Here is a 22031-nt window from a genome sequence, read left to right on the forward strand (position 1 = left end):
GAAGATCGAGGATAGAAAGTCTGTTTCTTCCTCGATCTTCAATTTTTAATCCTCAATCCTTCATGCGTAACTGGAGTAAGTACAGTATTGTTTTTGGCCTCCTCTGCATAGGGGGAATCTTTGGATTTTCATCTCCAGTACTCGCTCTGGAGTACGAGACTGGTTCCGATATCATAGGAACTAAAAAAATCAAGATCGCCATAGCCCCTATGATATCCTCCCCGAACTCCCAGGCTTCGGTAGAGGGGCTTTCAGAGGATTTAACGAAGATCCTACGAAACGATTTGGAGATATCCGGATTTTTTGATACGCTGAAAGATAAAACTTCCCTTATTGCCCAGTTAGATCAATCTGAAAGGGGAACAGAGAATATCAACTTTGATCAATGGCGATCTCAAACCGAAGCCCAGGCCCTGGTCAAGTGTATCCATACCCTTCAACCGGGTAAACTTTCCCTGGAATGCCGGGTTTACGATACCCAGAAAGCCGCACAAATTTTAGGAAAGGCCTATGAGAGTGATCCTAAACAGACGCGTAAAGTCATCCATCGATTTGCCGATGAAATCATCTTAAAGTTCACAGGGGAACGCGGCGTCTCGGATACCAGTCTGGCTTTTGTTTCCACACGAAGTAAAAACCGGGAGATTTATCGGATCGATTTTGATGGAGAGAACCTCCAACGCCTGACCAACGATCGTTCCATTGTGCTTTCCCCTAGCTGGTCACCGGATGGACGTGAAATTCTTTATACCAGTTATCGGAATAATAACCCGGATCTTTTCGTTATCAGTGCCAACGGCGGAGAGCCTAAACCCATATCGATACAACCAGGGCTTAATCTGGGTGGAAAATGGTCTCCCGACGGAAAACAAATTGCCTTAACCCTTTCAAAGGATGGAAATTCAGAGATTTATGTGATGGATTTGAGTACCCGTAATTATCGGAGACTTACCAAAAATCGCTGGAACGATGTCTCACCGTGCTGGTCACCCGATGGAAAACAAATAGCCTTTACCAGCGATGAGTCTGGAACACCTCAAATTTATGTCATGAATAGCGATGGATCTAATATCCGAAGGCTCAGTTTTATAGGTAACTACAGTGTCTCACCCTCCTGGTCTCCCCGGGGAGATCGAATCGCTTTTGCTGCCAGAAAGAATGGAAAATTTGATATTTACACCATCAGCGTAGATGGAAAGAGTCCTCCGCAACAACTAACCTTTGATGCAGGTAATAATGAGGATCCGGTCTGGTCCCGAGATGGCCGATATATTGCGTTCCATTCAGACCGGGATGGGGTGAGCGGTATCTATGTCATGAACCAGGATGGCACGAATCAGCGAAGGGTGACCGATCTCCAGGGGAACGATATGTCTCCGACCTGGTCACCTTAAAAGGAGGAAAAGAACAGAAGAAATGGAAGATGGAGAGAATAGGAGAATGGCAAGAGGAATCTCAGCCCCTCCCATTCTTCTATTCTCCCTTTCTCTCACCCTTTAAACTATGGGCGTGCAAGATCCTTTATCCAAAGTGATTCCCTGGCTGTGCTTAGCTATCTTACCCTGGGTTCTCACAGGCTGTGGAGGAGCTGCGGCAAAACCCGATGATCCTCTGGTTCAACTTCAACAGCAGATTGCGGCTTTGCGAAACGATATAAATCAAGATCGTAAAGCAGAAACTGAACGTATGGCCATTGTAGAAAAAAATCGAGCGGATTATCTGGCCGATAGTGAAGAAATGAAATCCAAACTTCAAGCCATTGACTCTAAGCTCAATGAATATAATGAACGGATGAATCAACTGGCTGAAAAGCTTGACAATCTGCAAACAAAGTTTAATGAGGAATTGGAAAACAGGCAGATGGGAAGAATTCCGACCCCGGGCTATACTCCCCCGACTACAACTAACCCGCAGTCTTCTACTACCGGAACGAGTCCGGTTACCAATAGCGGTGAAGCAGCCTCTTCCGTAAATCCAATGGGTAATCCCTCCCATGTTAATCCAACACCCCCTACCGGTCAAACGGGTTCATTGCCCCAGCTACCTTCTGTACCGCCTTCACCAGCAGTTGGGGGGAAATCAGAGGATTTAACCTCTCCAGAACGGCTCTATCAGACCGCTCAAAATGAATACAATCAGGGTAATTACGATGTGGCCATCGCCGGCTTTCAGAAATATCTGGAGCTCTATCCCAATGCAGAACTGGCCGATCTTGCTCAATACCAAATTGCAGAGGCATTCTTCAATCTCAAAGCCTATGAAACGGCCCTTAAAGAATACGATAAGCTTATTAACCTTTATCCTAAAAGTAAGAGATTACCCTGGGCCTATTATAACAAAGCACAGGCCTTCCTGAAATTGGGCAGGCAACTGGAGGCCACTTCCCATCTACGCTATATCTTGACCCAGTTTCCCAATTCAGAAGTCGCAGAGAAAGCCAGAGAAGATCTGGCCAGGCTGGGTGGATAAAGTTAAAAGAGAAATGAAAAAAACTCCCCTAAATCAGATTCATAAAGCTCTCGGAGCTAAAATGATCGATTTTGCAGGATGGGAGATGCCGGTCCAATACACCGGAATCATCGAGGAACATCTCACAACCCGCACGAAGGCCGGACTTTTCGATATCAGCCATATGGGCGAAATCCTGTTTAAAGGCCCTGGAGCTCTACAGGCCGTTCAGTACCTCACGACGAATCAGGCGGCAAAACTGGTACCAGGCCAGGTTCAATACTCGGCCTTGCTTTATCCCACAGGAACCTTTGTTGACGATATCACCGTGTATAAATTTAGTGAAGAGCAATTCATGTTCTGTGTGAATGCGGCCAACACAGATAAAGATTACGCCTGGATTCAGGAAATTATCTCCCCGAAAAAGCCGGGTTTTGCTCCCGTACAGATTAAAAATATCAGTGATGAGATAGCTCTTCTGGCTTTACAGGGACCGAAGGCTGCCGAGATTTTACAAAAACTTACAGAAATCGATCTCTCCACCCTTAAATCCTTTCGTTTTATGGAAGGAACGGTGGGAGGGATTAAAACCTGGATATCCCGAACCGGCTATACCGGTGAAGATGGATTCGAACTTTATATCCCTTCCGAAGAAGCCAATCCAGAAGACCATCAAGAAAAGGTTATTGAAGTCTGGAATAAGCTTCTCGAAGTGGGACAGGAGTACGGATTAAAACCGGTTGGTTTGGGGGCCCGGGATACCTTAAGGTTAGAGGCCAGATTGGTTTTATATGGAAACGATATAACCGATCAAACGACCCCCTTAGAAGCAGATCTGGAATGGATTGTAAAATATGATAAAGGAGACTTCATCGGGCGGGAAGCTCTCCTTAAACAAAAGGAACAGGGGATTCAGAAAAAATTAGTTGGATTTGAAATGATCGAAAGAGGAATTGCCCGACCTCACTATAAAATTCTGAAAAGCCAGGAACCCATTGGAGAAGTTACCAGCGGAACCTATGCGCCTTATCTGGATAAAAATATAGGACTTGGCTATGTAAAAATAGAATACAGTGAGATCGGCACCGAGCTGGATATTCTTATCCGGGATAAAAAGGTTAAAGCTAAGATTGTTCCCACGCCGTTCTATAAAAGAAAAAAATAGTATGGGAGTGGGAGTGTGTAGGGGCGATCGGCCGATCGCCCCTACTGGAGTATGGGGGTATGGGAGTGTGGGAGTGGGAAAGAATATACTTCCATACCCCCCTACTTCCATACCCCCACACCCCCACACCTCCATACCCCAGGATGCGTTATATACCCAACACCGACAAAGATCGTCAGGAGATGTTAAAAAAGATCGGGGTTCAATCGGTTGAAGAACTTTTTTCAGATATACCCGAGTCGATCCGATTAAAACGAAAATTGAACTTACCGGCTGCCCTGTCGGAAAAAGAACTCATAGAAGAGCTGAAAGCTCTCAGTGCACTTAATACCCCGGTAGAGGAATATATCTCCTTTTTAGGAGCTGGGGCTTATTATCACTTCATTCCCAGCCTTATCAACCATCTGGTTTCCCGCTCGGAATTTTATACGGCCTATACGCCCTATCAGCCGGAAATAAGCCAGGGTACTTTACAGGCCATCTTTGAGTACCAAACCCTTATTTGTCAGTTAACTGGCATGGAGGTGGCCAATGCCTCCATGTATGATGGCTCTACAGGTCTGGCGGAAGCCGTTCTTATGGCCCATCGAATCAACGAGCGTCCTGAAGTGATCCTTTCCACAGGGATTCACCCGGAATATCGAATGGTTTTAAAAACCTATGTAAAACATTTTGGAATCACGATTCGAGAAGTCGGTTTTACAGAAAAAGGAACGACCGATCTGGAGGTCTGCAGGAGTTTAACAAATCCAAATACCTCGGCGGTCGTCGTCCAATATCCTAACTTTTTCGGCTGCATCGAAGATCTGGCCAGGGTCTCACGTATGGCTAAAGAGGCGGGAGCTTTATTTATCGTGGTTGTCACAGAACCCATAGCTCTAGGGATTCTCAAAGCCCCTGGAGATTTTGGAGCCGATATTGTTGTAGGGGAGGGTCAATCCCTGGGTAATCCCCTCAATTTTGGAGGTCCCTATGTGGGTTTTTTTGCCGTTCGACAGGAATATCTCCGGAAGATGCCGGGGCGACTGGCCGGGGAAACAACCGATTTGGAAGGAAAGCGCGGCTACGTCCTGACCCTGTCCACCCGAGAACAACACATTCGGCGGGAGAAGGCCACCTCTAATATCTGTACTAATGAAGCCCTCTGTGCCCTGATAAATACCATCTATCTGTGCACATTGGGAAAACAAGGAATTCGAGAACTTGCCATTCAAAACCTTCAAAAGGCCCATTATGCCAGGCAGACTTTGGGTCAACTGAAGGGTTATAAACTCTTATTCGATGGGCCTGTTTTTAATGAATTTGTAATCCAGACCCCCCGACCCCTGCCGGAAATAAACCAGATCCTGCTGGAAAACAAGATTATCGGAGGGCTGGACCTGAGCAGATTTTACCCGGAACTCACGAACTGCATGCTGGTCTGTGTAACCGAGAATCATTCAAAAGGACACATAGATAACTTAGTGGAGGTCCTTAAAAAATTAACCCTTACCCCTTAACCATCGAGTTAGATATCGTTAACGGATAACTAGATGGTTAACAACCCATGCCCATGAAAGAGACGGTTGGGACCAAAGGCCTTATTTACAATGAGGATGTGATTTTTGAAAAGAGTGTAGAAGGTAGAAAAGCCTATTCACTTCCGGCTTTGGATGTACCGGAAGTGGAGGTCCGGCAACTTATCCCAGAGGAGTATATACGCGAGGAGGTTTCGGGATTTCCCGAGGTCAGTGAGGTAGATGTCATCCGACATTTTGTCCGGTTATCCCAATGGAATTACGCCATTGACGTGGGATTTTATCCTCTGGGTTCCTGCACCATGAAGTATAATCCCAAGGTCCATGAGGATATCGCCCGACTCCCCGGGTTTGCGCAGATCCATCCGTATCAGCCGGAGGAGTTAGCCCAGGGGGCCATTCGTCTCATGTACGAGCTGGAAAAGTATCTTTGCGAAATCAGTGGAATGGATCGGGTTTCCTTACAACCTGCCGCAGGAGCCCATGGAGAGTTGACCGGGCTCATGATGATTCGGGCTTATTTAACTTCCCAGGGAAATCCGCGCAAGAAGGTTATTATTCCCGATTCGGCCCATGGAACCAATCCGGCCAGTTCAACCCTTTGCGGTTATGAGGTCATCTCGTTAAAATCTAACGACCGGGGCTGTATAGACCCCGATCTTCTTAAAAAGGTTATGAACGAAGAGGTGGCCGCAATTATGCTTACCAATCCCAATACCCTGGGGCTGTTCGAAGAACATATTCTGGAAATAGCCCGGATCGTTCATGAGAAGGGGGGACTGGTTTACGGTGATGGGGCCAATCTGAATGCCTTATTAGGCATGGCCCGCCCGGGAGATATGGGAATCGATGTCATCCAGTTTAACCTTCACAAAACTTTTACCACTCCCCACGGAGGAGGAGGCCCCGGAGCCGGTCCGGTTGGGATCAAATCTCACCTGGTTCCGTTTATGCCTGTTCCTACACCGGAACGTAGAGAAAAAACCGAGGAAGAGAAAAGAACGTATGGGGGTATGGGAGGGAGTACGGGCGACCGGCCGGTCGCCCGTACTCCCTATTTCTATTATCTGGATTACAACCGGCCCCAGTCTATTGGAAAAGTACGGGCCTTCTATGGAAATTTTGGAATGATGGTTCGGGCCTATTGTTACATACGAACGATGGGAGCTGAGGGCCTTAAACAGGTCTCGGAAAATGCGGTTATCAATGCCAACTATATCCTGAGTCAACTCCGAGACGTATACCACCTTCCCTACGACCGATATTGTAAGCACGAGTGTGTTTTTTCAGACAAATATCAACTAAAAAATGATGTTAAAACCCTGGATATTGCTAAACGTTTGATGGATTATGGATTTCATCCTCCGACCATTTACTTTCCGCTTATCGTTCATGGAGCTTTGATGATTGAACCTACAGAAACCGAAAGTAAAGAGACTCTAGATCGGTTCATTGAGGCCATGCGAGCCATTGCAAAAGAAGCTGAGGAAAAACCCGAGGTTGTTCGCAGTGCTCCTCACCTTCCGAAGGTCCGACGTTTAGACGAGACAACCGCCGCAAGAAAACCCAAACTTCGTTGGAAAAAAGAGGTAGGGTAAGACGGCCGTCTTACCCTACCTACCTATGACCCGTTGTCCGTTGCTGATAACAGACCGACCCGGGCCTTATTAAATTGAGTTTGGGGTTTATGTGTCCTGCAGGGGGCACGAAAGTAAGATCAGGCCCGAGAGGGTCAGGGTTATACACAACGGACCAGGGGCACGAATACTATGGAGACCGAAAAAATTTCTTTGTTAAATCGTCGTGAGTTCTTTAAAATAGCTTTCATAGCTACCGGAGCGATTCCTTTATCTTCCTTACTTGGATTTAAGAAGTCTAAAGCCTTTGGAGCAGACAAGCAAATTTTAGCACGATTGGCCCACTCCCTTGCGGTGGGGGATCCCCAGCATACTGCATTGGTCAGTATGGCCGATAAGATCAAAGAGCGGACCCAGGGGAATTTTACGATTCAGGTAGTTCCTGCCGGACAATTAGGGGCCGAGATCGATGCCGCAGAATCAACCGCTATTGGAGCCATTGAAATGACCGTTGTGAGTCCGGCCGGATTGGGGACCTTCCAACCCCAATTTGCCATCTTCAGCCATCCTTACCTTTGGAAGGATTGGGACGAAGCCAAAAGAGTTCTCCACGGACCCTTTGTAAAGAACATGGAAGACCAACTGGTTAATTCAAAGGGACTGCAGGTAATAGATTACTGGTATTTTGGCTGGCGTCACGTATTTACGCGAAATAAACCCATCAATTCCCTGGCAGATATGAAAGGGTTAAAAATTCGGGTCTCTAAAAACCGCATGTTCACCGAGACCTTTAAAGCCCTGGGAGCCAATCCGACCCCTATGGACTGGCCTGAAGTCTATCAAGGTCTCCAGCAAGGAGTCGTAGATGGTGCAGAAGCTCCCCTCCCCTCCCTTTATGCCTCTAAATTATACGAGGTGACCAAGTATCTTGCACTTACTTATCATATGCTCCAGGCCAATATTCTGCTGGCAAACCACACCTGGCTTACAGGACTCCCGGAGGAATATCAGAAGATCCTGAAAGAAGAAGCCTTGAATGCTGCGGAATACATGCGAGAGCTCACCCAAAAACAAGAACAGGAGTATGCAGTAAAGCTTAAAGAGCTCGGCATGATTTTTTCAGAACCTAACCTGGATGAATTTCGCAAGGCCACAGCAGAGGTATATAAAGCCTTTGAAAAAAGTTGGGGAACCGATCTGTATCCGAAACTGCAGGCTGCAAAACAGGCTTAGTACAGGCAGGGAGGCAGGAATGAAACGTTTATTGGAATGGTTTGCCGGTTTAATTCTGGCAACAGAATTTGTAGTGGTCTTTTTAGGGGTTTTTTTTCGTTATGTGTTAAATAATCCCCTAACCTGGTCGGAAGAAATCGCCCGCCTGCTCTTGGTCTGGTTGACCTTCATGGGAGGTGCCGTAGCCTTCTTTCACAAACAACACATTGGGGTTGCGATTGTTTATCGTCGGTTTTCCCACAAGGCTCAACAAACCTTGGATATTGTCGGACAGTTCATCCTGATCTTCTTTTTTGCCTTTCTTTTCCGCTGGAGTGTAGAACTGGTCCAGCGACGTTGGGACGAGCCATCCCCAGCCGTAGGATTCTCCCAGAGCTTTTTCATGTTACCCCTCTCAATAGGAGTTCTGGCTATGATTATCTCCCTTCTTTTCCAGCTTTTCCGTCTCCCGGCTCGAGAAATCTTACGCGGAGGAGGGATTATTTTACTGCTGGGTCTGGGGGTCGGCGGTTTAGGGTATGGACTTAAGGGATTTATCCTGAGTTTGAATCCTCTGCTTGTGCTTCTGACCGGATTTATTATCCTGCTGGTTATTAACACGCCCATTGCTTTCTCGCTAGGTTTATCGGCACTGAGCTACCTGGTACTCGATGGAAAGGTTCCTCTCACAATTATGCCCCAAAGAATGGTGGTTGGGGTGGATTCCTTTGTTCTCCTGGCCGTCCCCCTGTTCATTGTGGCCGGAGCTTTGATGGAGACGGGAGGTATTTCTCAACGTCTGGTTAACTTTGCCATAAGCCTGGTCGGGCACATTCGAGGGGGGCTGGCCATGGTTGTGGTGATCTCGGAGATTTTGTTCTCCGGTATTTCGGGATCCACCACCGCAGATGTGGCCGCAGTCGGTTCTTTACTTATTCCGGCCATGATTCGGGCCGGTTATACCCAGGCAGAAGCCGCCTCCATTGTGAGTGCCTCTGCAGCTATGGGTATTTTGGTTCCTCCCTGCATCCATATGGTCGTCCTGGGAACCCTGGTTAATGTCTCGGTGGCCGCGCTCTTTCTCGGAGGGTTTATTCCCGCCTTTGTCCTGGCTGCTTCATTGATGGGACTTATTTACTTCAAAGCCCGCAGAGGAAAATGGGCCAGTACCCCACGTACTTCCTGGAAACAGTTGGGTAAGACTTTTCTTCATGCAATCATCCCCCTGATGACCCCGGTGATTATCTTTGGAGGGATTTTTACAGGAATTGTAACCGTTACAGAGGCCGCTGTGATCGCTGTTGCCTATGCCCTCATCGTAGGGCTCCTCATCTATCGAGAAATAAAGTTTCGGGATCTTCCCAGAATCTTCATCGAAAGCGCCACTACCAGCGGAATGGCTCTGTGGCTGGTTACAACGGCTACTATTTTCTCTTGGGTTATGGTCCGACAACAGGTTCCTCAATTGATCGTCGGTTGGATTACCAGTATCTCTTCAGGATCCTGGTTTTTTCTGGCTTTTACCGTTGTACTCTATCTGATTTTCAGCGGACTTCTTGAGGGACTTCCTTCTTTACTGATTTTAGCCCCCATCCTCTATCCGGTAGCCCTCCAATTTCATATCGATCCCATCCACTTTGGAATTATCTCCATTGCGGCCCTGGGAATCGGTTTCTTTATGCCCCCTATCGGTCTTGGACTCTTTTTGTCCTGCAGCATCGCCAAAGCTAATATCGGAGAGACTGCCAAAACCTTTGCCCCTTACATGCTGGTCTTAATCCTGACTTTATTGGGGATTGCCTTTTTAGAACCCCTCTCGTTGTTTATACCCAGATGGTTTGGATTTAATTAAATAAGGTCCGTTGCCTGTGGCCCCGGGAGTCCTTTGGGTTTAAGGCCGGGACTAAAAATACAAGCAACGGACCCTATTTAAGAAGATTTTTAACCAGCTTCCTGGCGTCCTCGCTGGCCCAATCCCTATCGCCTAAGGTCCATCCGATAAGAAATCCCTCCTTGTCGATTAAATAAGAGGTTGGTAAACCCCTTACCCCATAGTCTTTGGTTGTTTTTCCCTCTGAATCCAGAAGGATCGGAAAAGACACCTTTGTCTCTTCCAAAAAGGCCTTGATCTTATCTAAAGTTTCCTGGTAATCGATGGCTAGAACAACCAGGCCTTCATCTTTAAATTCCTGATAAAGTGTATCTATGGCGGGCATCTCTTTACGACAGGGAATACACCAGGTAGCCCAGAAGTTTAAGAGAACCACTTTACCCACAAAACTGGACAGACTTACCTCCTGACCCTCCAGGTTTTTCAGGGTAAAATCCGGAGCTTTTTTCTTTTCCTTGTATTTTGTAACCTCTAAGGCCTTCATCGGGTCATTGGCAGCAGAAAGCCAGGCAGAGAAAAACAGAACAGTTATTAAATTATACATGACCATCAACATTTTAGGCGATTTTTTACAAGCTTTCCTTGACATGTCTTCTCCTTCTGAGATAGAGTTAATAAATCAAGCTTTTCACTTTTAACCTCCACGACAAAGGAGGGGGCCTGGATTGAATGAAATTAAGTTAATATGATAAAAGTTTTTATAAAACCCTGTCAAGAAATTTGTCCGTTATCCGTTGTAGAGCGTAACCAACAGGCAACAGACAGCGGGCAACAGAGGTATGAAAGTATTACTTATTGCCATGCCGGATACCACCAGTTGCTTTGATCACATCATGGAGGTTCCAAACCTTGGAATATGCTCCATTGCCGGAAATTTAGAGGGATGTGATGTCAAAGTTCTGGATCTTGTCCTGCATAAAAAGAAGATCACCTCGTTTATTGAAAAAATCATGGACGATTTTGACCCGGATCTGGTCGGTCTCAGTGCCATGAGTTTTCAATACGACAGTGCACGGCGTATTGCCAGCATCTGTAAAAGAGTTAAGGGTGAAGTTCTAACGGTTCTAGGTGGGTATCATGCCAGCTTGATGTACCAGGAAATAGGGGACAGTGATGACGGCAGGCTGTTCGATTTCATCGTCCGGGGTGAAGGGGAGATCACCTTCAACCGATTGGTTCAGGAGTTAGCTTCTGAGAAGAAAAACTTTGCCTCCATCCCCGGCCTGTCCTTCAGGCAGAACGGGATCTTTTACCATAACCCCCCGGCCCCCCTTCTCGATCTTGAGCAAATCAAACTTCCCAATCGGGATTGTCGAATACTCCAGGATTTTGAATTCATGAAAAAGAAGTTCGACTGTGCAGAAACGTCTCGAGGATGTACTTTACCCTGCAACTTTTGCAGTATTACCAAAATGTACGGGCGATCTTTCCGACTTTACCCTATCCAACGCATTATCCAGGATCTCAAGAACTTACAAGCCCGGGGAGTTAAAGGGGTCTTTTTTGTCGATGATAATATCACCTTGAATGTAAAACGGCTCAAAGAACTGTGTAAGGCCATGGTTCGGGAAAAGGTCAACGATCTGTATTATATCACCCAGGCTAGCGTCCCGGGTATCGCAGCAGATCCAGAGCTGGCAGGCTGGTTAAGACAGGCCGGATTTCGTTTGGTATTCATGGGAATCGAAAGCGGAATCGAACGAAATCTAAAGGAAATGCATAAAAGAGGGGTTTTGCAAAATACCCGAAAAGCGGTTTCCCTTCTGCAAGAGCAGGATATTTGTGTATTGGGCGGCTTTATTATCGGTAATCCTCAAGACGACCGTGAAGACATCAAAAGCACTTACGATTATGCCTATGATATCGGAGTGGACCACGCCATCGTCCAGTGCATGACCCCCTATCCGAAAACCGAAGTTCGGGAAAAACTGCTGGCACAGGGTTATATCACCAATCCCGATGATTTAACACGATACACCGGATTTATTTGTAATGTACGAACTCAATTTCTGACCACCGAAGAGTTGAAGAAATGGATGATCCTGTATGGAATAAAGCTTTACTTCAACCCGCGATATATTCTGAGAAACCGCCTCTGGTGGCATCACAAAAGGAATGCCCATCGTATGTTGATAAATAATATCAAATTCGTGGTCGACGGATTGCGGGGAAAGTTGTTTTATTCAAGACATAGCTGGTGAGGGTATGGGAGGATGGAAGTGTGGAAGTGTGGGAAGATGGAAGTAAATACCCTCATACTCCCTACTCTATACCCTTACACTGATAGGCGTGTTTGACGTTATTATCGTTGGAGCCGGTCCTGCGGGGTCTGCTACGGCTACCTTTCTAGGACGGAGGGGTTATCGGGTACTTTTAGTGGATAAAGCCCGATTTCCCAGAGAAAAGGTTTGTGGAGAATTTATGAGCCCGGAGATCCCCGAAGTACTGGACCGGTTGGGTGCCCTCCCGGCCATCCGGGAAAAAAAGCCCTGGGAAACCCAGGGGATTTTTATCTCCTCCTACCAGAAATTCCACTTTAAACTGGATTTTTCAACCTATTTTCCCCACCGGGAAGATACTTCGACCCTGGGATTTAATATGCCCCGGTTCCTCTTCGATGAGATCCTCTTCCGAAATGCTCAGGCAACCGGAATTGAAACCCTGGAAGGATTCAAAGTAACCGATCTCATCTTTCAAGGGGACCGGATCTGTGGGGTCAGGGGTATTCACCCGACCGGGGACAAGTTAGAACTCAGATCCCGTATGGTCATCGGGGCCGGAGGAAGAAACTGTATAGTAGCCCGGCGACTTCATCTCCACAGGGGATACTGGTGGTTAAAAAAAGTGGCTCTGATGACCTACTTCAGAGAGGTTCGTGATCCGGGAAAATATGTGGAAATGTATGTCCATCCACCGGGATACTGCGGGATTGCACCCCTTGGAGAGGACCGGCTTAACGTTTCCCTGGTCGTAGATTGGGAGGCAATTCAAAACCGTCGTGGAGATCTCTGGGATTACCTCCTGGAAGGACTCTTCAGAAACCGTCTCGTTCGGGAAAAATTAGCCGGAGCTCGACCGGAAGGTCATCTCAAAGGCGTAGGTCCTCTGGCCTTCAAAGCAAAACGCTGCTCTTGGGACGGAGCCCTTCTGGTCGGAGATTCTGCCGGATTTATAGATCCCTTTACAGGGGAAGGCATTTATCACGCCCTGCGAAGCGGAGAACTGGCAGCCGAAGTTGTTCATGAAGCTTTTAAAGTCGGCAACTTCTCAAAGGAATTTCTACAAAGCTATGACCGTACCCGAATCCAGGAATTCCGAAAAAAATTCCGGATCTGCCACGTCCTTCAACATATTCTTTATCGCCCCTGGCTGGCTAATTTTGTGGCTCGATCCATGGCCAGGGACTCTATTCTCAAAGAATGGCTGATTCCCTGGAAACCATCGGAGGATTAAAACCCGACCCTTCCTTCAAAACTAAGGGCTCGCCTCGGCAACCAGATTAAATTCCACCCTCACATTCTTATCCATCTTGACAAAGACAATAACAGGAACCCGGGGCGGATCGATCTGATAATCTGTAATATCCAGAGGCATTTTACCGGAGATAGTCACCCGGTTACCTTCCCTCTTACTTTCAACTTCCACGGTCACAGGTCTCTCAACTCCATGAATACCCAGCATCCCTTCCACTTTATATCTGTCCGGGCCTGTATCCGAAGCCTTTTGAATCAAGCGGACCTGACCCAATTTGAAGGTGATCAGAGGATATTTCTCTACCTCCAGGGTTTCCCTCATCTTTTTGTCCCGACGATCATTACCCGTATTCAGAGACCGGGCCTCTACCCGAACTTCGGCTTTTAAATTTGAGGAAGGGGCCTGGGTGATCGTTTCGATGGGTCCCTCCAGGAAGCCTTCAATCTGCGTACTGGTACCCGTAAATTTATCAAAAGGGGAGCTTCCATAAAATTTAACCTGACTCAGGCCGGGAAGTATCTTATAAAAGGCAGGCTTCGAGGAAGCAGCCGGCTTAGCATAAGTCGGAAAGGTAAGGAAAAAATGCTTCGTCCCGATAAAAATGAGACCCTGAAACAACAAAAAATAAATAATGACTTTCTTAAAATAGTTCTTCTTGAAATTCATCAGCAACCCTCATTCCTGGCAGAGTAAACTATCCTTAAAGTAGGTAGAGCGGAGATAGCTGTCAATTCCATTTTTTAAGTATCTTGACAAAGTGCTTTCTGGTACCTATGTTTGAGGGAGAGTGAGAGGAGGTGAGAAGATTTACATGTTAAAGCTTTACCAGTTTGAGACCTGACCTTACTGTGAAAAAGTAAGAAAGGTTCTTTCTTATAAACAGTTGGATTATGAAAAAATAGAGGTTCCTCGCAACGACAAAAGCGAGTTGATTAAAATTTCCGGACAGGAACTCGTTCCGGTGTTGGTGGATAATGATAAAGTGATTGTGGACTCTACGGACATCATCGAGTACCTGGAGAAGCACTATTAATTTAAGTTCTAAAGACCTATTCTAGCTTTTTATATCGGAAAACCGGATAGGAGAAGGGGAGAAAGAAGGTGTGAAGGGCAGGATTTTCAGGGGTAGAGGCAGGTTTTTCTCACCTGACCTCCTGGCCCCCCTTCCTGAGGCCTGTCCCATCACTTTCCTTTCTCCCTTGTTTTTCTATTTTTTTAGATGAGACGGAGTGTACTTCCCGAAGATCCTTATGAAAGGGCTTTATGCAAGTTGATAGAAGAATACGCCGACGAGCATCTGGCCAAAATTCTGTATAAGTACAGAATGGAAATTAATAAAGAAGAATCTCAGCAAGATAAAGCGCTTTTAGCACAATATCAAAAAGCGGTGGAAGAAAATCTAAAAATTCTCAATGATCTCCTGACCGGGCGAGAATGGCTGGTTGGGAACCGGTATTCCCTGGCTGATATTTCTATTTACGCTTTTCTCCAAAGAATGGCCGCAGAACCTAAATCCTGGAAAATTGTTGAGGAGAGGTATCCTCAGATTATACGATGGTTTGAGGCAGTGAAAAAGCAATAATCGGTAGGAGAGGTTGGGCATAAGCCCCAGGCTAAGGCTTGGTCGGGACGCGACTGTCTGCCTTACCTCCTTTGCTCTCCCTCTCCCGAAGCCTCCCTCAACCCCCCTATGCGCCAGGATAAGAGTGAGATCCCTGAGGAGGACCCTTAATGTCAAATATCAAACGAGACGTTTGATCCACCGGATATTTAACCTACTAACCTTCCCCCGCTTTGCAGGGGAAGGAACTTTGAAGCGAAGTTCCCTCCCCATCCTATCTTCCTCTAAGCCTCAGCGGGGCGACCTGTTTCACAGGCCGCTCCTCCGGAGCTTGAAAAATTCTGGATGACTGGATCCCCTGACTTGCATCCTTAGCATTACCCACATTTTTTCATGTCGAAGGTGTGTCAACCGGGACGGTTGACCTACTAACCTGACCGTTTTAAACCCCATCCTCCCAAATCGAAAAATGTGAATAAAGGTAAGGACTTACGTCCGGGGCTACCCACGGTTCGCTCCTGACGGGCTTTTCAGCTTAACCTGGCACGTATGCCGAGTTCCCCCTTCTCATAAGAGTATCTTTTTTATTGACTTAAATCCCCTTCCCCCCTCTATCCCCCCGCATGCGGGGGGAAGGGGGGTTGGGGGTTAGGTGAGAAAAAACTGCCTTGAAATTTTTACAGATGCAGGATAACCATCACGGCCATAATAATCAAAATGGCGAAGGTCAAAATCCCCACCATACGCTTTTCTTCCCATACAAGTTCTTCCACATCGGTGGGTAAGGTTGTCGGGATAAGTTTTTCTTTGACAACCATAACAACGGCTACCAGAAACCACAGCATCATGGCTACTTCAGAATCTCCAAAATTGTTTTCAAAGAATCCTTCAACGAAAAAGGCGATAAAACCGGCCAGACAACCCAGGATCAAGGCCCGTAAGTAGTAACGGTCCGGGGGAATTTGCTCAAGGGTCACTCCGGTTTGTTTAAAGATCGTGATCCAGAGCCAGATAAAAGCCATCAGGCCTAAAATACCCCGATCAACGGTAATCATAATCAAATCATTGTGGGAATGGGCATGGCTTGGGGGTTCTTTAAAGGGGTAAGATTTTTGGTACTCCCGGGACAACTTATTATAATTTCCCTGTCCGATTCCAGTTATCGGATGATCTTTAATCATATCCAGGGAACTTTTCCAGATATAGATGCGATCCATATTCTGCTCAAAGCTAAACATACTCCTGGCACGGTTTAAAACCGAAGGTTGAAGCATAAAAATTATTATTACACAGACCAGAGCACCCAAAATCAGTTTTAAGAATGATTTTCGGCCTTTTAGATAACCTAAGAACAGCAAAGCAACCCCAAATCCTAACCAGGCACTTCGGGTATAGGTCCATATCAGGGCAAAAAATATACAGACTGCGGAAACGATCAGTGGAAATTTGTTTTTATTGGATCGATCAAAGAGAATAAAAGACCAGACCAGAGAAAGGACCATAATGAGCTGTCCAGCAAAGGTCATAGAGATGGAAAAAGTCCCGGGTATACGGATATCGGACCCAGGCAAATCAGTGACGGGTCTTAAGTAATTCTTATGGCCACTTAAACGGAACCAGTCTATATGCCAGAAGTGCTGGGCAATTCCATAAATTGCGTTGAGGGTTGCAATAATTAAAAGAAGGGTTATTAATTTTTTGATGGTTTTGAGATCTTTCAGGTAATAGAAAACCAGGTAAAACACCGACATGGGGAAAAGAGAAGGAATGAGGACCTTCAAACTCTTGAACACGTTAACGCTAAAGAGTGTCGAGATCAGAGTAGCCAGGACGAAGAGAAGGATAGGGAGATCCATAGGACTCTTCATAAATCGGAGTCGGCGGGTTGTTAGGGCCTCTGCAAAATAGGCAACCAAGATAAATCCCAGGCTGATCTGGGAAAAGGCAATAGAGGCCGGTAGAAATAAAACGAAGGAAAACAGGCCAAACTGGGCTAAATTTTCACACCATTTCAGGACCTGCTCTTTATGAGAAAGTGTTTGATTTAACATCTCTTATCAACCTGGAGTGTAGGAATACTTTGTAATGTTAATTCTGTGTAATTTCCCCTCACCCTCCCTTTCCCTCCCCGTGGGCGGAGAGGGAAGCGAGAAGATCTCCGGGCCAGCTCCCGGTGAACCCTCCTCATCCTCCCCGTGGACGGGAAGGGAAGGGGGAGAGGGGGGTTCACCGGGAGTAAAGGCAGAACCGTTATTCAAATCTAACTTTACAAGGGAGTAGTACACTGTTACCTTAATTTTGACCTCATAGGGCTGCTTTCACTCCCCAGCTCCCCTCACCCCCATCCCCCCCCTAGCCCCCCAGTGCCCCCCCTCCGTAGGGGCGGGAGGCCTCCCGCCCCTACACAGGAGAGGGGCCGGGGGTGAGGGCCACTTAAACGTTAAACAAAACTAGGTAAACAATGTAGTAGCAGGTAGGGTCTCTGCACTCCAGTTTTTTAAAAGAACTTCCACACCGGCTAAGACATCTTCTACCGAGATGGAATCTATTTTTCTGTTCTCCTTTCGAATGGCCAGGTAGATATCCCCAATCGGTTTCCATTGGGCTGGATTAGACGGCCCATACAAGCCGATAAGGGGAACCTTTTGGGAAGCAGCGATATGGAGGGCCCCGGTATCGTTTCCGATATACAGATCGAAATTTCGCACCAGGCCGGCCAGGGTCCTCAAGGTAGTGGGAGGAGATATAAAAACGCTCTCCTTATTTTTAACCTGCTCTTTGAGGGTTTCCACCAATTTTTCTTCACCGGGTCCGCGGGTTAAGATAATCTTAGCTCCATAAAGCTCCACCAGCGCATCGCATAAGTGGGCATATTTATCCAGGGGCCATCTCTTATTCTCAAACCGGGCCCCCAAATGGACTCCGATTAACCAACGGGCGGGAGGGATAGATAAAGATTGTAACATCTGTTGACCTTGAAGGATCTCTGCTTCGGTCAAAACCAGGATATAACTCTTATCGGTTGTATCGGCACCGATATACCGAACCACATCCAGGTTAGAATCTACCTGACTTTTTTCATTTTGGGTATCCACAGGTACGGCCAGGTTATAGAAAAGATCTCCGGGTCCGGGACCGTACTTTTTATACATTGATCCGAGTCGATATTTCGCACCACTTAGCCAGGCGATAAGGTCACTGGAGAAAGACCTGGAGACCGTATTGAGTACCACAGCCAGATCGTAGGGACGGATACGCCTGATAAAAGTTAAAAATGTGGAAAGACTCCAGTGTTGAAGTTGTCGATAATACACAAGGACCTCATCTATATAAGGATTATTGATCAGGATCTCCTGGGTCAGTTGGCGAACCACGACGGTTATATAAGCTTGAGGGAATCTCTCTCGCAAGGCTCTGAGGGCCGGGGTTGCAATCAAGAGATCACCGATTTGATCGTGCTGACGCACGACGAGAATCCGTTTAATCCGGGAATAATCTATCTCTTCCGGCCTGAGAGGGGTCGGAGTAAAGAACAGGCCAACCCCCCTTAGAAGGAGATCCCTGAAAAATCTCTCCAAACCTCTCAAGATTTATCTGTTGTTGGCCGTTCGTTGTCCGTAACCCGGGGTTGGTTGTTTAATACCGGGTATCCAGAGTCTACTCTGACCGACGATGGATAACGGACAGCAGATGCCTGCATTTCATACAACCGGGTATAAATTCCATTTAGTTTTAGAAGTTCCTCATGGGTTCCTTCCTCGACGATTCGTCCATGATCCAGGACCAGGATTTTATGGGCATTTTGAATGGTAGACAGGCGATGGGCGATGATCAAGGTTGTACGGTCTCGCATGAGATTACCCAAAGCTTCCTGGACCACTCTTTCAGATTCTCCATCCAGGGAAGAGGTTGCTTCGTCCAGGATCATGATGGGAGGATTCTTGAGAATGGCCCGGGCGATGGCAATCCGTTGTCGTTCCCCACCGGAAAGCCTGAGTCCCCTCTCTCCGATGACGGTCTGGTAACCTTCCGGAAGCTTCATAATGAATTCATGGGCACAGGCTGCCTTGGCTGCCTGTATGACCTCCTCCAGGGAAGCTTCGGGAACTCCATAGGCGATATTGTTTCGGACCGTATCGTCGAAGAGGATTACATCTTGAGTCACCAGACCGATCTGCCGTCTTAAGGATTTGAGGGTTACCCGGCTGATATCCACCCCGTCGATTCGAATAGTTCCCGAGGTCGGGTCATAAAATCGGGGCAGAAGATTCAAAAGGGTTGTTTTGCCCACACCACTTACACCGACAAAAGCAGTAACCTCACCGGCCCGGGCCTGGAAATGGATGTTTTTCAAAACCGGCAGGTCTTCATATTGAAAAGAAACATCAACATATTCGATATCGCCCTTGACAGGTGGTAATTCAATGGCATCGGCCGCCTCTAGAATATCCGGCTGGGTATCCAGAACTTCAAAAACCCTTTCAGCGGCAGCCATGGCCTGTTGAATTTTATTATTCGTTCGGCTTATTTTTTTGATCGGCTCGTAAAGCATGAGAAGGGCGGTCATAAAAGAGAAAAAGGTTCCCGGACTTGTAATTCCATGAATAACCTCATAACCCCCGTACCACATGACTCCGGCTACCCCCAGTCCTCCCAACAATTCCGAGACAGAAGAAGAAGTTGCATGAATCCGGGCAGATTTCATAGCCATATGAAAATAATCCTCTATAACCTGGGCGAAACGAGCGCTCTCCCTTTCTTCTGCACAAAAAGCCTTTACAATATGAATTCCCGAGATTTTCTCCTGAAGGATATGGGTAATATCCGCCATCTTCATCTGAGTGGCCCGGGTTATTTTCCGAACTTTTTGACCAAATCGGGTAATAAATAAAAAACCCAAGGGAAGGACCGAAAGAGAAATCAGCGCCAGCAGCCAGTGTCGATAGAAAATCACCCCTAACAATCCTAGAATGGTAAAACCGTCCCGGATCAGGTCGGCCAGCATATGAGAGACTACCACGTGGAGGAGCGTTACATCATTGGTAATTCGGGAGATCAAAATTCCGGTGGGGGTCTTAGAAAAGTATCGAAGGGATAAAAATTGAATATGGTGAAAGAGCTGATTGCGTAATTTCAGAATGACCTTTTCACCGGCATAAGCGATCAACGTCGCCTGCCCATAAGCAAAGAGACCTTTTAAGCCCAGGAGAACGATGACCACAACGGGAATGATCAGTAACATAAATTGATCTTTGTTGGCAAAGATATCGTCCACTACGTTTTTTACAATCAAAGCCGAAATTGCCGTGCAGAGAGCCACCAGGGCTGAACAGATCATCGATCCTAAGATCCACTTCCAGTAGGGTATGGCGTAAGAGAGCAAACGCTTATAAAGTTCCATGGTTCTATCTTGTTTTTCCCTTTAAAGATCGAAGGTTTTCCTTTTTTGAACAACAATAAAACTATAACGAATAAAACTATAATGGTTCCAAAGGAATTTGTCCAGGTTTAAGTTCCTTGAAAAGACGGAAGAATCCCTGTTATTGCTTGTGAAAGAATTATCTACCAGGAGAATCTCAAGTCCACAAAACCCTTGGGGGTAACTTCATCTCCCCGTTAAAGTATCCTGTAACTATAGAGAAGGCGATCTTCCTGCAATGAAGCGACATTTTCATAGAGGGATCGACACAATTTCACAAAAGCCTTGACGAAACAAGGAGAACTTACCATAATGAATGAAAATCACAACATCGGACTTATTTTAACATCAAAAGGGGGAGGTTATGTCAAGGGTTATTATTATAGGCGCCGGAAAAGGGGGAAAAGCTTTATTGGAGATTTTCCATGGAGATTCCGGAGTGACCATTGTAGGGGTTGCCGATATCAATCCCCATGCTCCGGGGATAGAGTTGGCCAGAAAATTAGGTATTCCGGTCACCACCGATTATCGCAAACTCTTGAAAAGTGAAGAGATCGATTTAATTATCAACGTAACAGGCAATCCCCAGTTGGATAAAGAGATTTATGCACATAAACCGGAGGGAGCCGAAATTATGGGTGGTGTCAGTGCCAAGTTCATGTGGGATCTCATTGAAGTACAAAAACGAAAGGACGAGCTTCTTCTGGAAGAACGAAAAAAGAAAGAAGAATTAGAATACAAATACAAATTGATGTTAAGGGAGCTGGCTTCCAAGTCTGAGAGTGAGTTTATCATCGGCAACAATCCCAAGATGAAAGAGATTGGGGAGCTAATCCTCAAGGTAGCTCCGACACCGACCACCGTACTCATTCGAGGGGAGAGTGGTACCGGGAAGGAGTTGATTGCCCGGGCCATTCACAAATACAGTCATCTTAAGGACAAGCCTCTGGTTACGGTAAATTGTACAGCGTTAACTCCGACTCTCATGGAAAGTGAGCTTTTCGGCCATAAAAAGGGATCTTTTACCGGAGCCATTAAAGACAAGATCGGGTTGTTTGAGAAAGCCGATGGAGGAACTATTTTTCTGGATGAAATCGGAGATATGAACATGGCCATGCAGTCGAAGTTGTTGCGGGTCCTTCAGACAGGAGAGATTAAAGCTGTTGGAGATGTAACCACGAAGAAGGTCAAAGTCCGGATTATCGCAGCTACCAACCGAAACTTAGAAGAAGCCATTGAAAAGGGAGAGTTTCGAGAAGATCTTTTCTATCGGTTTAACACGTTTACGATATTTGTACCTCCCTTACGGGACCGAGTGGAAGATATACCCACCCTGGCCTATCATTTTCTCCGGAAGGCAGAAGCCAAAGTTAACAAGAAGGTGGAAAGGATCTCTCCCGAAGCCATGGAATACTTGAAAAGTTATCACTGGCCTGGAAACCTTCGGGAGTTAGAAAATATCATCGAGCGGGCGGTTGTTTTAACCTTATCCACCCAGATCGAAGTCGGCCATCTTCCCCTTCATATCCAGGAAAAAAGACCCAGGCTGAACATCCAGGAGGGATTCATGAAGGCCAAGGAAAGGGCCATTGCCGAGTTTGAACGAGAATCCCTTATCCGATATCTTTCTGAAACCAACGGGAATATCTCCAGGGCCGCCCAAAAAGCTCAGATCCCCCGTCGGACCTTTCATCGCCTGTTGGCAAAACATGGCATCTCGGCCGTAGAATTTAAACTACAAAAAAAGTACTGAGTACTGAAGGACTT

16 protein-coding genes and 1 pseudogene are annotated in these 22031 nt (G+C 46.6%); 12 read left to right on the forward strand and 5 right to left on the reverse strand.

Translation table 11 applies throughout. The features are described from left to right. Window positions 1-62: 62 nt before the first annotated feature. From tolB to VNM22_06695, 7 genes are all read left to right on the forward strand, one after another. Window positions 63-1394: a Tol-Pal system beta propeller repeat protein TolB gene (gene tolB / locus VNM22_06665; protein ID HWP46829.1), complete on the forward strand. Its 1332-nt coding sequence runs from the start codon at window positions 63-65 to the stop codon at window positions 1392-1394. A gap of 109 nt (window positions 1395-1503) precedes the next feature. Beyond that, a complete protein-coding gene (bamD, locus tag VNM22_06670; GenBank protein ID HWP46830.1) occupies window positions 1504-2469 on the forward strand; it encodes an outer membrane protein assembly factor BamD in 966 nt (321 codons plus the stop codon). Window positions 2470-2482: 13 nt separating this feature from the next. Beyond that, a complete protein-coding gene (gene gcvT / locus VNM22_06675) occupies window positions 2483-3613 on the forward strand; it encodes a glycine cleavage system aminomethyltransferase GcvT (GenBank protein ID HWP46831.1) in 1131 nt (376 codons plus the stop codon). 59 nt (window positions 3614-3672) lie between these two features. Then, window positions 3673-5112: an aminomethyl-transferring glycine dehydrogenase subunit GcvPA gene (gene gcvPA / locus VNM22_06680; protein ID HWP46832.1), complete on the forward strand. Its 1440-nt coding sequence runs from the start codon at window positions 3673-3675 to the stop codon at window positions 5110-5112. A 47-nt stretch (window positions 5113-5159) separates the two neighbouring features. Further along, entirely contained in the window at window positions 5160-6728 is a 1569-nt protein-coding gene (gene gcvPB / locus VNM22_06685) for an aminomethyl-transferring glycine dehydrogenase subunit GcvPB (GenBank protein HWP46833.1), read from the forward strand. Window positions 6729-6899: 171 nt separating this feature from the next. After that, the gene (locus VNM22_06690) at window positions 6900-7940 is read left to right on the forward strand and encodes a TRAP transporter substrate-binding protein (protein ID HWP46834.1); all 1041 of its coding nucleotides are present in this window, start codon (window positions 6900-6902) and stop codon (window positions 7938-7940) included. Window positions 7941-7959: 19 nt separating this feature from the next. After that, complete coding sequence (locus VNM22_06695) at window positions 7960-9771, forward strand: TRAP transporter large permease subunit (protein HWP46835.1); 1812 nt, start codon at window positions 7960-7962, stop codon at window positions 9769-9771. Window positions 9772-9844: 73 nt separating this feature from the next. Here the strand turns inward: VNM22_06695 and VNM22_06700 are convergent, their stop codons facing one another. Next, window positions 9845-10399, reverse strand: coding sequence for a TlpA disulfide reductase family protein (locus VNM22_06700; protein ID HWP46836.1), 555 nt, complete (start codon window positions 10397-10399; stop codon window positions 9845-9847). A gap of 190 nt (window positions 10400-10589) precedes the next feature. Between VNM22_06700 and VNM22_06705 the strand changes: the two genes are divergently transcribed. Both VNM22_06705 and VNM22_06710 read left to right on the forward strand, forming a co-directional pair. Then, window positions 10590-12011 (forward strand): radical SAM protein, encoded by a 1422-nt coding sequence (locus VNM22_06705; GenBank protein ID HWP46837.1) that lies wholly within the window; start codon window positions 10590-10592, stop codon window positions 12009-12011. 88 nt (window positions 12012-12099) lie between these two features. Beyond that, a complete protein-coding gene (locus VNM22_06710; GenBank protein ID HWP46838.1) occupies window positions 12100-13263 on the forward strand; it encodes an NAD(P)/FAD-dependent oxidoreductase in 1164 nt (387 codons plus the stop codon). 21 nt (window positions 13264-13284) lie between these two features. Here the strand turns inward: VNM22_06710 and VNM22_06715 are convergent, their stop codons facing one another. Further along, a complete protein-coding gene (locus tag VNM22_06715; protein HWP46839.1) occupies window positions 13285-13950 on the reverse strand; it encodes a YceI family protein in 666 nt (221 codons plus the stop codon). 187 nt (window positions 13951-14137) lie between these two features. Here VNM22_06715 and VNM22_06720 point away from each other — a divergent pair. Next, window positions 14138-14317, forward strand: a pseudogene (locus tag VNM22_06720) (glutathione S-transferase N-terminal domain-containing protein). Between the two features lie 186 nt (window positions 14318-14503). Then, window positions 14504-14866 (forward strand): glutathione S-transferase family protein, encoded by a 363-nt coding sequence (locus VNM22_06725; protein HWP46840.1) that lies wholly within the window; start codon window positions 14504-14506, stop codon window positions 14864-14866. A gap of 656 nt (window positions 14867-15522) precedes the next feature. Here VNM22_06725 and VNM22_06730 read toward each other — a convergent pair. From VNM22_06730 to msbA, 3 genes are all read right to left on the reverse strand, one after another. Beyond that, window positions 15523-16896, reverse strand: coding sequence for an O-antigen ligase family protein (locus VNM22_06730; GenBank protein HWP46841.1), 1374 nt, complete (start codon window positions 16894-16896; stop codon window positions 15523-15525). Window positions 16897-17295: 399 nt separating this feature from the next. After that, window positions 17296-18423, reverse strand: coding sequence for a glycosyltransferase family 9 protein (locus tag VNM22_06735; protein HWP46842.1), 1128 nt, complete (start codon window positions 18421-18423; stop codon window positions 17296-17298). Between the two features lie 5 nt (window positions 18424-18428). Next, window positions 18429-20246, reverse strand: coding sequence for a lipid A export permease/ATP-binding protein MsbA (msbA, locus tag VNM22_06740; protein ID HWP46843.1), 1818 nt, complete (start codon window positions 20244-20246; stop codon window positions 18429-18431). A gap of 382 nt (window positions 20247-20628) precedes the next feature. Between msbA and VNM22_06745 the strand changes: the two genes are divergently transcribed. After that, window positions 20629-22017 carry a sigma 54-interacting transcriptional regulator gene (locus VNM22_06745; protein HWP46844.1) on the forward strand — a complete coding sequence of 463 codons (1389 nt, stop codon included), beginning with the start codon at window positions 20629-20631 and terminating at the stop codon, window positions 22015-22017. Window positions 22018-22031: the final 14 nt, after the last annotated feature.

The sequence above is a fragment of the Candidatus Limnocylindrales bacterium genome, from assembly GCA_035559535.1.
Classification (GTDB): domain Bacteria; phylum Moduliflexota; class Moduliflexia; order Moduliflexales; family JAUQPW01; genus JAUQPW01.